Annotated in this window: 12 protein-coding genes; 5 read left to right on the top strand and 7 right to left on the bottom strand. The window is 26.6% G+C overall.

The genetic code is table 11. The features are described from left to right. Positions 1-278 precede the first annotated feature (278 nt). Positions 279-2060: a hypothetical protein gene (locus MBCUT_RS08945; protein WP_157082562.1), complete on the top strand. Its 1782-nt coding sequence runs from the start codon at positions 279-281 to the stop codon at positions 2058-2060. A 631-nt stretch (positions 2061-2691) separates the two neighbouring features. Here the strand turns inward: MBCUT_RS08945 and MBCUT_RS08940 are convergent. Continuing rightward, the gene (locus MBCUT_RS08940; protein WP_157082561.1) at positions 2692-2964 is read right to left on the bottom strand and encodes a hypothetical protein; all 273 of its coding nucleotides are present in this window, start codon (positions 2962-2964) and stop codon (positions 2692-2694) included. 180 nt (positions 2965-3144) lie between these two features. On the opposite strand from MBCUT_RS08940, the gene speB reads away from it, so the two are divergent. The 3 genes from speB (at position 3145) to ade (ending at position 7733) form a co-directional block, all read left to right on the top strand. Next, entirely contained in the window at positions 3145-4056 is a 912-nt protein-coding gene (gene speB / locus MBCUT_RS08935; protein ID WP_067260333.1) for an agmatinase, read from the top strand. Positions 4057-4670: 614 nt separating this feature from the next. Next, a complete protein-coding gene (locus MBCUT_RS08930) occupies positions 4671-5888 on the top strand; it encodes an ornithine cyclodeaminase (protein WP_067260332.1) in 1218 nt (405 codons plus the stop codon). 42 nt (positions 5889-5930) lie between these two features. Next, positions 5931-7733, top strand: coding sequence for an adenine deaminase (gene ade, locus MBCUT_RS08925; RefSeq protein ID WP_067260331.1), 1803 nt, complete (start codon positions 5931-5933; stop codon positions 7731-7733). A gap of 312 nt (positions 7734-8045) precedes the next feature. Here ade and MBCUT_RS08920 read toward each other — a convergent pair whose 3' ends face one another. From MBCUT_RS08920 to MBCUT_RS08910, 3 genes are all read right to left on the bottom strand, one after another. Continuing rightward, positions 8046-9338: a homoserine dehydrogenase gene (locus MBCUT_RS08920; RefSeq protein ID WP_067260330.1), complete on the bottom strand. Its 1293-nt coding sequence runs from the start codon at positions 9336-9338 to the stop codon at positions 8046-8048. Positions 9339-9816: 478 nt separating this feature from the next. After that, positions 9817-10908: a DNA polymerase subunit beta gene (locus MBCUT_RS08915; RefSeq protein ID WP_067260360.1), complete on the bottom strand. Its 1092-nt coding sequence runs from the start codon at positions 10906-10908 to the stop codon at positions 9817-9819. A 351-nt stretch (positions 10909-11259) separates the two neighbouring features. After that, positions 11260-11898 (bottom strand): DUF447 domain-containing protein, encoded by a 639-nt coding sequence (locus MBCUT_RS08910; RefSeq protein WP_067260329.1) that lies wholly within the window; start codon positions 11896-11898, stop codon positions 11260-11262. A gap of 723 nt (positions 11899-12621) precedes the next feature. On the opposite strand from MBCUT_RS08910, the gene MBCUT_RS08905 reads away from it, so the two are divergent. Continuing rightward, positions 12622-13626, top strand: a complete 1005-nt coding sequence (locus MBCUT_RS08905) for an SIS domain-containing protein (protein ID WP_067260328.1) — start codon at positions 12622-12624, stop codon at positions 13624-13626. Between the two features lie 258 nt (positions 13627-13884). Here MBCUT_RS08905 and MBCUT_RS08900 read toward each other — a convergent pair whose 3' ends face one another. The 3 genes from MBCUT_RS08900 to MBCUT_RS08890 all read right to left on the bottom strand — a co-directional run bounded on the left by MBCUT_RS08900 (position 13885) and on the right by MBCUT_RS08890 (position 16714). After that, positions 13885-14421 (bottom strand): Hsp20/alpha crystallin family protein, encoded by a 537-nt coding sequence (locus MBCUT_RS08900; RefSeq protein ID WP_084270785.1) that lies wholly within the window; start codon positions 14419-14421, stop codon positions 13885-13887. Between the two features lie 238 nt (positions 14422-14659). Next, entirely contained in the window at positions 14660-15769 is a 1110-nt protein-coding gene (locus tag MBCUT_RS08895; RefSeq protein WP_067260327.1) for an NOG1 family protein, read from the bottom strand. A gap of 384 nt (positions 15770-16153) precedes the next feature. Further along, entirely contained in the window at positions 16154-16714 is a 561-nt protein-coding gene (locus MBCUT_RS08890; protein WP_067260326.1) for a TIGR00296 family protein, read from the bottom strand. Positions 16715-16732 lie beyond the last annotated feature (18 nt).

Here is a 16732-nt window from a genome sequence, read left to right as displayed (position 1 = left end):
TATTTTTTTATATATACTCATTTTTAGTTAACTTTTTATATGTTTGATTACAAAGGGAATATTCAGTTACAAACTGAGTATTCCATCTTTATAACAACTTTAAAATTTTATAACAATAAGGGATGACTCTTTATTATTTTGTAGCTAAAAAAGTGATGGAAGAAATTTGTTTAAAAAACTTGTTTATAGCATTAAGCATGTATGACAACTATTCTTCCATCACTCATGTAAAAAAAACATAGATTAAATAAATCAATAAATTGTGAGGGATGTATAAAATGAATAAGTTTAAACTTAAGAATCGTCCTATGTTACTAATCCTCGCTGTGTTGTTTACAATGATAGCTACTGTAGCTATCTCTGGTAGTGTAATGGCAGCAGATACAACCTATGATACCTCTAATAAATGGAATAGTACATATGAAGATTTAGAAAATAACCTTACCATTGCGGAAAAGGATTCAACGAAAGCAAATGAAACTGTTCAAAAGGAAAATAAGACCTTAGCTGATAAAGATAAAAATGTTCAAACTTTAGAAAAAAAACAGGCTAATGCATTATCTGATCAGAAAAAAGTTCTTAACACAAGAACAGCTAAATACAATGCTTATAAAAAAGCTTTTACAAAGTATAAGAGTGCATATAATAAATATGTGACCGCTCTTAAAAAATATAAAGCAAAACCTACAAAAACTAATAAAAATAAAGCATTGAAAGCTAAAAAAACAGCTAAAACCTATAAAAATAAAGCACGATCTGCTAAAAATGAATACAACAATGCAAGATATAACTATGAAAGTAGTAAACGCAGTGTTACACAACTGAACACTGAATTAAGTTCAGCAATCGACCTCTTAAACTACTACCAAAATAGACTCACAAAAGCAGAATATGCTCTTGGCGATGCTTTATGGAAGGAATCTTTGGCTAATAGATCTTATAATAACGCTAAATCTGTTGTAGATGGTATTTTAGGGAACTTCACAGAATCTATCTATGACATATACAACACAGAATTATTTAATGGTAATATAAACGATGTTAATGCTATAGATCCTCAAACAATAGCTGAAAATGTTGCAATAGCTTTAGGACTCGATCCTAACGATCCTAATACTAATACTGATTTGTACAATGCTTTTATCGACTCATTTGTTAGTAATTTCACTAAAATTTTAGCTGAAGAAAACAGTACAAACATGGGTAATGATACTTTCTTTAAAATAGCTAGTGACACATACCTAACTAATTACACAAATGTAGTTATGAACAGCTACTTCGCAGATAGTGACTATGCTAATTCTGGTTATTTTGAGTGGGATAATACTGCTATTACTGACTATATCACTGATGTTATAACAGGTAATGTTACTGAAGCTTACAATAAAGGTTATGGGGCATTTGTAAATGATGCTACTAATCGTAGTAATGCTTCTGCAACAAATGCAACAATAGCTAAAGGACAAGAACTTATAGATGCTTTACTTGACGCTGTAAATAATGTAAAAGGCAATGCATCCATAGTGATGACTGGATTAGGAACATTATTAACTAATTTCGAAGCTATATATAATGCAACAGATGCATTAGCTACTGCTGCAGGTACAGGATCAGGGCAATCAAATGCAATATCAGCAAACGACACAGCAAATCAATTATTGGATGAAGCAACAACTACTGCAGTTGATGTAAATGCTGGCTATGATAGTTTAAATGCAGCAGCCGATAATGTAACAGGTGCAAAATCATTAGCAGATTCTGCAACAACTATAGCTGACATATTAGCATCATACAATCAAGCACTAAGTAATGCAACCATTGTACATGATGAAGCAGAAAGAGCAGTAGATGCTGCTAATAGGTATCATACTCCAGTAGAAACTGCATTAACTGATATATCTACTGATGCAGGTAGTGCAGGAACTTCAGATTCTACTTTAAGTGGTAATGTAACTGCTGTAACAAATGCTGTAATAACTGCAAGCGAAACAGGAGTAGACATAGAAACTGCTATTGGTAACTTAGACGATGCTAATAATATTTTAGATCCTTTGTTATAATTAGGCCTTTGTTATGAGTAGAAAATATGATTTATATATTTATAAATCTTTTTTTTACTCAACTTTCTTTTTTTTATTCATTTTTTTATTAAATCTTATTATGGGTTAGCTTTAGGTATTATTTCTGTAGTTAGTATTTCATTATTGATAATTTTCAATATATAATAGTTAATTAATAACTAATAAATCCAATTAGTATATTTAACTTTCATAAACCTAAAAAGTTAGCTAAAAGTTATAATAAATAGGTATTTGAGGGTTTTTTTGATCATTTGGTTTGTAAAAATCTATTTTAAAGATAGTTTATCACTTTTACAGTATAGAACTCTTTGTCAAGATAAAGTGCTTTAATTTTAAATCAGATAGTTTCAATTTCTTTTATTAAAAAATTTGTTGTGTCCTTTAAAGTTTCTCCTTTTTAACATGTTTCACAGCTAAGGTGTAGCGTTTGTTTCTTAATATTATTTATATGGGGGTATAAGCGTAAAATCGACTAGTTCCTTGTTTAGGTTTCCTTTTTATGGTATTTCAACTCCCTTTTTCCTCACCATAATAAGGAATATCGACAAAATCAATACCAAAGGTGTTTTGTTTCTTATGTATGGTTTTAATTTCATGAATCTTTAAATTTTCATTTAAATTCATCTTGAATTCTATCTGAATTAATATTATGAAGCTTATAGCTAATTATTCCTTCTGAAGGAGCATCAATACAAAAACTACTAACATTATTAACACTAGTTCGAGAAGTATCGGCATTAAAAAGATGATAAACAATCGTTTTATCATTATACATAGCATTAGGAGCTGATTTCAACTCTAACATATCTTTAATCACATTCACCGAAAGATTCAATACCTCATCATTCAATAGTATTTTATGTGGTGTGTTTTTTTGTTTCATAACTTAATAATACTACACCACACAATATAATACTTTACTTTGCGAACTACTGATAGTTAATATCTTATAGAAATATAAAGAATAGTAGGAATCTATAATAATATCAAAATATATAAGAATAGATAATACATGAAATAAATATAAAAATATATCCATCTATATAATTTTAAAGGTTTTTTGATGCTATTTAATACACATGATCCTGGAAAATTTGCTTTTTCAAAACATTACTATGATTTGGAAGATATTAAAGCTTTAACAAAGGCTAATCCTAATAATTTATCTAATTGGGGAATTATTGGAGTTCCTTTTGATAGTACTAGTTCTTATCATTCAGGATCTCGTTTAGGCCCAATAGCTATAAGGGAAGCTTCTAATAGCTTTGAAAAATATGATATTTCTTATAATCGCGAATTGATTACTAATTTTTATGATTTTGGAGATTTAAATGTTGTGCATGGAAATTGCAGGAAAACATCTGAAAATCTTGAACAAGCTGTTGATGAATTATTATCTCTAGGATTATTCCCTATTATTTTAGGAGGAGAACATAGTATTAGTTTATCTCCACTTAAATCTCTATCAAAAGAGTATGACATTAATGATATTACAATTGTCCATTTTGATGCTCATATGGATATGATTGATACTTATCAGGGTGAAAAATGTTCTCATGCAACAGTAATGAGAAGAATTCATGAACTTTCTCCAAAAAAGATAGTTCAAATTGGAATCCGCTCTGCTTCTCTTGAAGAAGATAATTATGGTCTTTCTAATGATAATATTGAAGTTTTCACATCAAATTACCTAAATTATGCAAATGAACATGTAAAAGATGAATTAGCATCTATTAATGGGCCTATTTACCTTAGTATTGATTTAGATGTTTTTGATCCTATTTATGTCCCTGCTGTTGGAAATCCTATTCCAAATGGGATTTCTCCAAATGATATGAATCAACTCCTTGGAATTTTAACTAAAAAACAAATTATTGGTTTTGATTTAGTAGAGTTATCTACTAATACACTTGGGGATAGATCAGCAATAACAGCAGCTAAAATAGTTTATGATTTTTTAACTTTAATTAATTAAAATAGTAAATATTTTATATATTACTTAGTTTATTTTGGATAATCTCTTTTTTAATTAATACATTAGACTAAAATATCATATTAAGAATTTTTAGATATTATTTAGTTTATTTTGGATAATCTCTTTTTTAATTAATACATTAGACTAAAATATCATATTAAGAATTTTTAGATATTATTTAGTTTATTTTGGATAATATATTCTTTAATTAAAATAATTAAAATAATTAAGATAACTATTATAAATATTAAAAAATTAAAGATTTTTAATATTATAAAAATAAAAATTTTTTATAACTATTAAAATTCATATAGGCATTGTATTTAATCAAATATTTAATTAAGCCAATATATTTGAATTCATTAATAATTTTCTTTATATTTTTGAAAATAAGGTTCTTTTAATAATTTTTATCCAAATTTAAAAATAAATATTCTTTATTTTTTATTATAAATATTAATCATCTGTTTAATTAATTAATAATTGTACTTAGTCAAGTACTTTAAAATAAGAATCTAAATTAGCAAAACTTTAAATATTACATTCAATATATTTTAATTAATATTGATTATTGATGCATATTTATAATAGCTATTATTAAGGAGGTATACCTAATGAATCAAAGAGAAATAGAACTTTCTGGTCATATTATCGATTCTCTAATTCTTCCAAAGACTTTGGACATAATTATGGATAAAGGTGGAGATTTTAAGATACTTGAGTTTGACATAGGGAAAAAAAAATCAGATGTAAGTAGAGCTAAGATAATTGTCTCAGCAGATTCACCCTCTTTATTAAATCAAATATTAGATGAATTAAGCGAAATTGGTGCATCAATATCAGAAATAAAAGAAGTGAAAATTGTAGCTTCTCCAAAAGATAAGGTTGCTCCAGATAATTTCTATTCAACCACTAACCATGTAACTCATGTTCTTTATAAAGGTGTTTGGTTACTTGTTGATGAAATTGAAATGGACTGTATGATTGTTGTTGATGAAAAAAATAATAAAGCATCATGTAAAGCAATTGGGAAAATTAAAAAAGGAGAGTTAATAGTTGTTGGTAGGGAAGGAATACGTGTAACTCCTCCAGAACGTCCAAGAGGTAAACAAGGGGTTTTTGAATTCATGAACAGTGATGTTTCCTCAGAAAAACCATTGATGAATATAATCAAGAATATAGCTTCCGAAATAAAAGAAATAAAATCTAATGGTGGGAAAATAGCTATTGTTGGAGGACCTGCTATTGTACATACTGGTTCTGCAGATCTTTTGGCTAGAATGATTAAAGAAGGGTTCATTGACATTATTTTTGCAGGTAATGCATTAGCTACTCATGACATTGAAAATGCTCTTTATGGAACATCACTAGGAGTTTGCATAAAGACTGGAGAAGTTGTAAGTAGAGGTCATACTCATCACATGAGAGCTATTAATACAATAAATAATGCAGGCTCTATAGAAAAAGCTGTTGAAATTGGCATATTAAAAAAAGGCATAATGTATGAATGTGTTAAGAATAATGTTCCTTATATTCTTGCAGGCTCTATACGTGATGATGGCCCACTTCCAGATGTTATAACTGATGTTATTGAAGCTCAAGAAGCTATGCGAGTATATGCTCAAGAAGTAGACATGGTTATAATGATAGCTACTATGTTACATTCAATAGCTACTGGAAACATATTGCCTTCTAGAGTCAAAAGTATATGTGTTGATATCAACCCTGCTACAGTTACAAAGCTTTCAGATAGGGGAAGTGCCCAAGTTGTAAGTGTTGTAACAGATATAGGGGCATTTTTACCAACTTTATATTCTGAATTAGAGAAATAGCATCGTAATTTTTTAATTTAACAATTTTTTATTTGAGATAAAATGAATATTATTGATAGTGAAGGAATTAAAAATTTTAAAGCCAATATTCTAGATGTTGAAAGTAATGAAATTTATCCTGCTGAGATCATTATAGAAAATAGCTATTTTAAAGAAGTTAATAGAATTGATGGGAATTCAAAACTAGACTTTGATGGAATTATAGTTCCAGGTTTTATAGATGCCCATATTCATATTGAAAGTACAATGCTAACTCCTTCTAATTTTGCTAAAGCTGTAGTTCCATATGGTACAACTTCTGTAATAGCTGATCCTCATGAAATAGCTAATGTAATGGGAATTGAAGGTGTTGATTTCATGATAAATGATGCATCTAAAGTTCCATTTGATTTCTATTTCTCTGCTCCTTCTTGTGTTCCTGCTACATCATTTGAGACATCAGGATTTTCTATTGATAACTTAGCTCTTGATGAAATCATGTTAAAAGATGAAATTGTATCATTAGGAGAAGTTATGAATTATGTTGGAGTTATAAATAATGATGATAATGTAATGGAAAAGTTAAAAATAGCTAAAAAACATCAAAAACCAATCGATGGTCATGCTCCTATGTTATCAGGTAAGGATTTAGAAAATTATATTCAAAATGGGATTGAAGGAGTAACAATATCCACAGATCATGAATGTATGAATTTTGATGAAGCTATTGAAAAAAAGAAACTTGGTATGAAAATAATGGTAAGAGAGGGATCTTCTGCTAAGAATATGGAGGCTCTTTTCAGTATAAAAGATAGAATTAATCTCTTTACAAATCAAGATTTTTTTGGTTCTGTTTCTGCTGAGGATTTTGAAAACATTTTAAAGAATCCTCTATTCGATTTCCTTGTAAGTGATGATAAAGATCCTAGAGATCTTAAAAAGGGACACTTAAATCTATTAATCAAAAAAGCTATTTCTTTAGGAATTGATCCAATTGAAGCTATTAAAATGGTCACAATAAACGTTTCACAGCATTATAATCTTAATACTGGGATAATAGCCTCTGGTAGAAAAGCTAATTTTGTCTTAATTGATACTATTCAAAATTTAGATGTTAAAAAGACATTTATAGATGGAAAATTGGTGGCTGAAGAAGGAATCTCTTTTATTAATGCTAAAAAGCCGAGTTTAAAAGATACTTTTATTTTAAATGAAACACTTCCCAGTGATTTTGATATTGCTTTAGATGATCCTATATCTCCTGATGAATCTAAAACTTCTGATAAATTCAAATCTTCTGTAAATGTTCGAATTATTGAAGCAATAGATGGAGAGATTGTAACAAACAAACTTGAAGAAAGTTTAAATATTGAAGAAAATCTTGTTAAAGAAAATATTGATAAAGATATCTTAAAATTAGCTATTGTTGAAAGATATGGGAATAATAACATAGCTAATGCATTTATTAGAGGGTTTAATCTAAAAACTGGGGCAATAGCTTCAAGTGTAGCTCATGATTCTCATAATATAGTAGTGGTTGGAACAAATGGTGATGATATGGCTAAGGCAGTTAACTTGATTCATGAAAATCAAGGTGGATTAACTGTTGTATCTGGTAATAAGGAAGAAAAAGTTGAAAAAATACTAAGACTTCCAATAGCTGGACTCATGAGTGATAAAGAATTAGTCACTGTTTCAAGTGAACTTGAAGAAATTACTATGGCAGTTAATGAACTAGGCTGTACTTTAGAAGCCCCTTTCATGACTTTATCATTCATGAGCCTTTTAGTTATTCCGAGTTTAAAATTAAGTGATAAGGGACTCTTTGATGTTGACAAATTTAATTTTGTAAGCTTATTTAAATGATTTACTTTTTCTTTTTTGCTAATAATATCCTTGATTATACAATAATCATTTTTTATAATTATACTGGAACTACAGCAGCAATTAATAAATATTTTTATAATAATTATTAACTAATGATTACCAATAGTTCTTAGTAATAATTTTTACATAATAATTTTTACTAATATAAAGAATCTTGAGTAATGTTTTTGTTAAAATTTTTTAAAATTTTACTTTTTGTAATGAGTCAAACTTTAAAATATAATAAAAATGAATGTTTAGAAGTAAAAAAATTACTATTGAATTTTAATAGCTAAAATTAATTTAATAATGTTATTCTTCTAATATTCTAATTAATCTAATTTTTTCTTTTACATCAGTTAAATCATTGATTTTAGCTATTGCTTGTTGCATATTTTCTTCTTTAGTTTCGTGGCTAACAATAATTATGGGAACAGCTTGTGTTTCTGAATTCGTCTTTTGTGCTATTGATTCAATGCTTATTCCATTCTTGTTTAATATTCCAGTTATTGTTTCAAGTACTCCTGGTCTATCAAGAGCTTTAAGACTGATATAGTATTTTGATGAAACTTCGGAAATTTTCTTGATTTTTTCCACTTGGGAAATATTAGGACCATAGCTAATTTTCTTATTTTTGTTTAATATAAGATCAATACAATCACCAACTACTGCACTTGCTGTTGCCATTCTTCCAGCTCCTTGACCATATAACATAACTGGACCTACAAAGTCACCTTGTATGTATATTGCATTGAACACATCATCAACTGATGCTAATAAATGACTTTTTGGAATAAAAGTAGGGTGAACTCTAATTTCTAATCCACCATTGCTTTGTTTAGCTATTCCTAATAGCTTTATAGCATAATTTAATTCGTTTTTAGCGAATTCTATATCTTCAGGAGTTATATTACTGATTCCTTCAACATGGAACTTTGATTGTTCAACATATTCTCCAAAACCAAGCTTAGTAAGTACGATTAATTTTTGAGCTGTATCATGTCCTTCTATATCAAATGTAGGATCTGCTTCTGCATATCCTTTTTCTTGTGCTTCTGTTAGAACATCAGCGAATTGAGATCCATCTTCACTCATCTTTGTTAATATATAGTTAGCTGTTCCATTCATGATTCCATAAACAGCTTCAATCCTATTAGCAGCTAAGTTTTCATTTAGAGTTTGAAGTACAGGAATTCCTCCCCCAACACTTGCTTCAAATGAAAACTTAACATTGTTTTTATCTGCAGTAGATATTAATTCTTCCCAATGTTTAGCTATTAACGCTTTATTTGCTGAGATAACATGTTTTTTATTGTCAAATGCTTTTAATATAAATGTTCGAGCAGGTTCATATCCTCCCATAAGCTCTATAACAATATCAATATCATCATTTTCTAATATATCATTAACATCAGTAGTTAAGATTTCAGGATCTATTTTAACTCCTCTGTCTGTTGTTATATCTAAATCAGCTACTTTTTTAAGGTTCACTTGTTTTTCGCATTTTTGATTGACTATATCTTGGTTTTTATTAAATATTTCTACTACTCCAGCACCTATTGTTCCAAAACCAATAAGTCCAATGTTTATTTCATTATCACTCATTAAATCTCCTCTATGTGAAAAATAATTGACATAATACTATAATTTGTAATGTTATTTTCCTATTTCTGACATTTATTTTATTTATTATTTATTAATGCTATTAATATAGTTGATTGTTATTATATTTTTATATTATCTTTATATTACATTTCTATTGTTTGGTATTTATTCTTTATAATGATAGTCTTGTTACATAACTATTCATAGAACATATTAAATTAATAAATAAAAATACAATATAAAAATGATATAAAAAATTACTACAATTAGATTAAGTAGAATCTTTATTATGATAAGGTTTATTATAGAAGAATTTTATAATGATTAAGAATCTTTATTATGATAAGGTTTATTATAGAAGAATTTTATAATGATTAAGAATCTTTATTATGATAAGGTTTATTATAGAAGAATTTTATAATGATTAAGTAGAATCTTTATTATGTTAATGATTATTATATGGATATTATTAAAATAATTATCCTAAAGGATTATCTTTCAATTTAATAAATTCATCAATGGATTCTCTTGTTGTTCCAACAATCAATCGATAGCTATTTTTTTTATTTTTCTTTATAACTTTTTCAACTTTTCCTTTGGCAATGATTCTTTCTTTTTCTCCTGCTTGCCCTGCATAAGTATGAGTAAATGAGTCAATTTCATTTATAAGAACTTTTTTACCAGCAAGACCATTAACAATCTTCACATCTTCGATTTTGTATTTAGCAGGATTATCATATGAAGCTATTGCATCTTTAATAGTAGCTTCGATTTCAGCTATTCCAATAGGTTCATATCTAGTGTCTCCCCATTTTCCATGGATTTCATCTAAATTACGAGTAGCTAATATATCAAACAAAGTTCCATCGATTATTCCTCTATTATTTTTACGATTTTCATACCAACAAAATTCATTTTTTGATAGGCTAGAATCTTTCATTCTTTTTTGATAAATTTTTTCCCAATAGCTATCTTTTATCTGGTTTAAAGTTATCTTTTTTGTGCTTGTTTGCATATTGGGAATTTTTAATTCTACTTCTTTATCTTTAAATTTTTTAAAGGTTTTCATAGCTATTCTATGATTATTTAAGCCATATACAACGAAATCTATGTCTGAAATGGGATTTTTCTCTAGATTTGGAAGAATAGAACCCGAAATTCCAAGATGATCATAGGGTATCCTAGCTTTATAATGAAAAAAATCTGCCAAATCCAATAATTTCTTTATTAGGACATTGGTTGAGGGAATTTTTTTATTTAACTCCCTAATTTCTTTTAATCTTTCTTCAGGTTTTATAATTTCTTTAACTTTATCTACTGGAACTCCCATCATTTCTACTTGACTAATATCACAAAAATAAAGGTATTCTGGATGATTCTTTCGAAGATATTCATATGCTTTATCTGATGTGACTTTGGAATATCTTTTTCCATTTTTTTCTCTATCTCCATTTTTATTGGGAATATATCTTAAAAATGATATAAATCTCTCTTTTGGATGTATGTAATTAGTAGATGCGAAGAATAAATCATCATTTGTATAGATAAAATCTCTTGTTCGAACTTTCATAAAGCTAATGGCTCCTAAACATTCTTTCAATCAATTATTCTTAGTAATTATTTTTTTAGTAATTGTTATTATATTATAACTATATATCTTTAGATATATTTTTAAAAATAATTATAAAGATTAAAATATATTTTTTAAAATAATTTTTTTAGGTTTTTGTTTTTTGAGTAGGTTAGTATTTTTATAATTTTTTTTAGGTTTTTGTTTTTTGAGTAGGTTAGTATTTTTATAATTTTTTTAGGTTTTTGTTTTTTGAGTAGGTTAGTATTTTTATAATTTTTTTTTAGGTTTTTGTTTTTTGAGTAGGTTAGTATTTTTATAATTTTTTTAGGTTTTTGTTTTTTGAGTAAGCTATTTAATATTATAACCTTTACTCTTCAATGCTTTCCTTAATAATTCAATAGCTTTTTTATCCTCTGAACTTCCAACTTTGTTAATGATTCTCGTAGATTCTTTTAATTTTCCTAAAAAATAGTCTTGTTGTTGGTTATCCACTATATCTATTCTTGTAAAATTTACTAATGATTCTATTAGTGAATAAAATCCTCTATTTGGAGCTTTAGCACATTTGTTATTCAGTACAATTTCTTTCACTTTAGATGTTATTATTCCTATTTCAGACTTTCTAACAGGATCAGTATCTTTAATGGCCTTTTTTATATCTTTTACTTCACATTTTAAATAAGCATCAACATCTTTTAAAATAGCTATTCCTGATTCTTCTGTAAAGTATTCTTGAGGAACATTATTGATTGTGGATAAAGTAAATAAAATGGGGTTCAATGTGATGTTTACAACGAATTCCTTTTTTAGGATGATATTATTTAATGTATCACTACCTTTAAATATACGACATAGAAATTCATCATTATCCTTACATATAACTCCAATGGGTGCAGAATTTTTTATTCCTTCTGCATTTTCAGTGGTTATTATTGTTTCATATTGTTGTCCTTTCTCCATACCAATTGACTTTAAATCAATACTCATTATATCTCCTTTTAATAGTTTCTAACAATTATTTATTATTGTATATGATATTATTATTTTAACTTAGATTTGTGTATGATTTTAGTATTTTAACTTAGATTTTTTCAGCTGATTTTTAATAAAGAATATTAATTAATATATTTTCATATTTTTTTAATCAACTATTTGATAAAGATAGATAATATTTCTTTTTAATATCTTTAATATTCTTTATATCTTTTTATAATGATTATAATATATAATAAGAATTAATAATGAATACTTTCATAATAGTGGATGATTTTATATAATTAGGTATTTTATAATTGCTTTTATAATTAGTCATTAACTATTAATATTAATACTATGATTTATTAATTATTTATACATTAGAATAACAAAAATTTATTATTAATTAATACTAATATGATTTCGGATTAGATGAGACTATTTTAGAATTAATTATTTCAATACTTTTAAATTTTGTTATATAAATTCATTATTGCCATGATTCTAAAGTTTACTAAAATATCATTATATATGAACAAGTATAATTTAAATATAATAAAAGACAATATTTTATAAGATCAATGGATATTATAAGTTTTAAAAGATTATTCAAATTTCTTAGAATATTTTCTAACTTTCTTTTTATTTATCCATATTTTTTAAAAGATCTTTTCAATTACTTATATTATTAAAAGTAATTTAGATTATCTATAAATAGTAACTAGTTGGGGTACAATGGATTATAAAATGTATAGTGAGTTGTTTGAACAACCTGATTCAATTAGAAAAACTTTTCAGTTAGAATTAAGTAACATGGAAAAAATTTCTGAAAGATTAACTGCAGTAAATAGAATCTATTTAGTTGGATGTGGAAGTTCTCTTTCAACAGCTTATACTGCTAAAGATGCACTTGAAATGGTAACTAGTTTAAATATTGATGTATTCACAGGATATGAATTTTTTTACAATAAAAAACTTGATAATGAAAACTCTGCAGCTATTTTTACTTCTCAATCTGGTGAAACTGCTGATACCTTAGCAGCTCTTAGAAAAGCTAATGAATTGGGAATTTATACCATAGCTATTTCTAATGAAGGAGATAGTTCTATGATAAAAGAGGCTAATGATTCTATTGTAACTAGATGTGGCCGTGAAGAAGCAATACTTGGAACAAAAACGTATGTAACTCAGCTTTCTTCACTTTATCAAATATTATTTTCAGCTTCTGATTATGATCGTGCTGATGAACTCTTAGAAGAATTACATTCTATTCCTGATTTAATGGAAGATATTATTAAAAAAACAGAGGAAGAAAATAAGAAATTGGCACAAGATTTAAAGGATGAGGATGTTTTTTATTGTTTAGGAAGTGGTCCAAATTATGGTTTAGCTTACAAATTAGCTATGACTATGTTAATGGAAGGAGCATTAAAACATTCCTGTCCCATTTACTCTTCTGAATTTAGGCATGGATTAATAGAAAGAGCAGAAAAAGATGTTCCAATAATTTTTTTAGATTCTGATTATGATTCTGATGAAATAACTCAAAAAGCTATTGATTTTTCTGAAAATTTAAGTGCAAAAACTATTGTTTTCAAATTACAAGATTATTCTAACATTAACAACCTTTTATCTCCATTTATTCTAGTAATTCCTTTAGAATGGTTTGTTTATTATTTGGCTCATTATAATGGTGAAGATCCGGGAAGTACAAGACATATAGGTAAAGTAAGATACTGATTCATTAACATCTATTATATTGCCTTATTTTGATTTAATAATGAAGTATTGTAAAAAGTAGTATTTTAATTATGATATAATAGTCAATGTTCTATATAGTAATCAATGTTTTATTAAGAATATAATATTAAGAGTAAGGACTACTGGAATATTAAAAACAAGCATTAATGGCATAATATAAAAGAATTATAAAAAGAAATAATATAAATAATAGTTAGATTTACAACTATTATATAATTTTAGTTTTCTAAGTGGATATTATTTAATATCAACTTTTAATTTTTTGACTTCAACTTTAGGAAGTTCTAATAACAGGACACCATTACTGAATTCGGCTTTACATTCATTTTCTTTGATTTTAGTAGGTAACCTAATACTTCTTCTAGCTGGGCCATATTTTCTTCCTTTTATTAAGAATTCACAGTTTTCTTTATTGCAAGCTGAATCCTCTTTTTGATTACCATCACCAAATAATCCAATGATAGTTAATTCTTGTTCTACAATTTCAACATCGATATCTTCTTTATTAACACCAGGAAGATCTGCTTTCACATATAAATTTTCTCCTCCGTCAATAAGATCTAAATCTATTTTACTAGGAGTTATTTCTCTATATTCACTTATTTTAGAGTCAAAATCTTTTTGGAAAGATTTTAAGTTTACTAAAATATCGTCCATTGTTTTTCCAAAATCATTAGCCATTTTTCCAGCAACATTTTTTCCTTTTTCCATATGTTTATCCATCATTTCTTTACTATCTGCAACTCCTTTTTCTAGAGTACGTTTATCCCTCATTTAAATTCTCTCCTGAAATAATTTTTAATTTTGTCTATGTATCTGTTCATACCTATGTTTATTATCTATCTTTTATTATCTACATTTTTATCTATCTTTTTTCTATGATTTTAAGCCATTTTTTATAATATTCTATTTTAATATAAATATCTTTTAAATTAACAAAAATCGTATTAATTATATTTATTATTCAATGTTATTATAAATTATGGTTATAATCAAATTATTTTTTTCTAAATCAATATTCATATTCGTTTTCCATTTGAGAATTATCTTCTTCTATTTTTTCAACTTTTTCTAGTTTTTTTAATATTTCTTCGATTCCTTTTCCTTCATAAGCAGATATAAATAAATATTCATCGATTTTATTAAGATATTGGTTCAAATAGCTGATATTCGCATCGTAATCATTTTTAGAACTATCAATGACATTTTTTAACTCAATTTCATTATCAGTATTTTTATCATTTTCTTTTTTATTCATTTGGGATATATCCATCTTATTGAAGAGATAAATCATTGGCACATTGAATATCCTTTTAATTTCTTCAGATAGGTTATATTGATTTTCAATAGGATATCCACAGGTTTCTGAAACATCAATTATGAATAGAATTGCATCAGCTAAGTGTTCAAGAGCCACCATAGCATTTAGCTCTATTTCATTCATATCTAATATTGGACGATCTAAAAGGCCAGGAGTATCGATTATTTGTATTTTTTTCCAGTTTCTCTCAAGATGTCCAATTTGAATACCTTTGGTTGTAAATGGATAATCAGCTACTTCTGGAGAAGCATTTGTGATTTGGCGAAGCAGTGTTGATTTTCCTACATTTGGAAATCCTGCTATAACTATTGTGGTTGCTTCAAAGTCTATGGTGGGCATATTCCTAAGATTAGCTTTTGCAAAGTCTAAAAAATCAAGATCTTTTTTGATTTTGTTTACAACAGAAGCTATTCTACCATATGCTTGTTTTTGATATGATGAAGCATTTTCTGGTAAAGATCGTCTAATTTTACTAGCATAATCTTTTTCTAGCTGAGTTATAATTCCATACGCCCAATTTAATGCACCAAGAGATTTCTTCATCTCATCTACACCAACGGTTATATCTATGTAGTCTTGGTAGAATTCTGGAAGAGTTTCAATATCTGGAACCCGATCCAATATCATTTTTAATCTATCTTTTATTACTTGACAAGCAGTTATAACTCTAATTTCTTCGATTCTCTTGGATTTTAATCTTCTTGGAATTTTTGATGTTCTAGCTAAGTCTGCTGCTTTTTTCCCTCGTCTAAATCCTTTATCTAAAAGTTCATCAGGAGTAGGGATTGTTGGTATAATCATATTATCACATATTAACTTAAAATGTATTAAATATATCTTGTTAAATATAAGCTTATTAAAAAGTACTATTATTTTTTACCTTTATTTTTTATCTTTATTTTTTACTTTTATTTTTACATTTATTTTTTACATTTATTTTTACATTCATTTTTTACCTTTATTTTTTACTTTTATTTTTACATTTATTTTTTACATTTATTTTTACATTTATTTTTACATTCATTTTTTACCTTTATTTTTACATTCATTTTTTACATTTATTTTTTACTTTTATTTTTACATTTATTTTTTACTTTTTTCTATTTTTTTCGTCTTTGTGTTTCACTATTTTTGTTCATAGTGTGTTTTATTATCTTTATTTTTTTCAGTACAATTGATTTATCCTTATTCTTTAAAAATTTGACCTTTAAATGTAGAAATTTTTGTATTTTCTTCGAGCCAACAATTTTGATTTAAACCTGCTTTGATACAAGTATTAGCTAAAAAATCTTTACTAGTCATTTCATGTTCAATAGCTACTTGTGGAAGAAGTAATCCTTTATTAAAGTTATTTTCAACAATTAAACCATCTTTTCCAATAGTTATTTTATTTGGATATTCTGAAGGATTAGCTACAGTAAGAACTTCTGGTTTTGTTAGAACAGTTATTTCTACATCAATATCCTTAAATTCACTTAAATTTAAATTAGGAAATCTAGGATCATTCATTGCTGCCGATATAGCTACATCTATGGTTGCATTTATTAATGGAGCTATTGGCTCAGGATATCCAATACATCCTCTTAGTTGATCATTTTTATTTAAAGTTACAAAAACTCCCATTTCATTCTTTAGATAATCTGGACAATCCTTTGGAACATCAATTTTAATGCCTTTTTTGAGGTATGTTTCAATAGCTAATCGCGCTGTTTTTATTAAATAATCTCCATCTTCTTTTTTTAGCATAATAATTTCTCCAATATA

Origin of the sequence: Methanobrevibacter cuticularis (genome assembly GCF_001639285.1) — an archaeon.
Classification (GTDB): domain Archaea; phylum Methanobacteriota; class Methanobacteria; order Methanobacteriales; family Methanobacteriaceae; genus Methanobaculum; species Methanobaculum cuticulare.
Note: the sequence above shows the minus strand (reverse complement) of the source record. Positions and strands in the feature narration are given on the sequence as shown.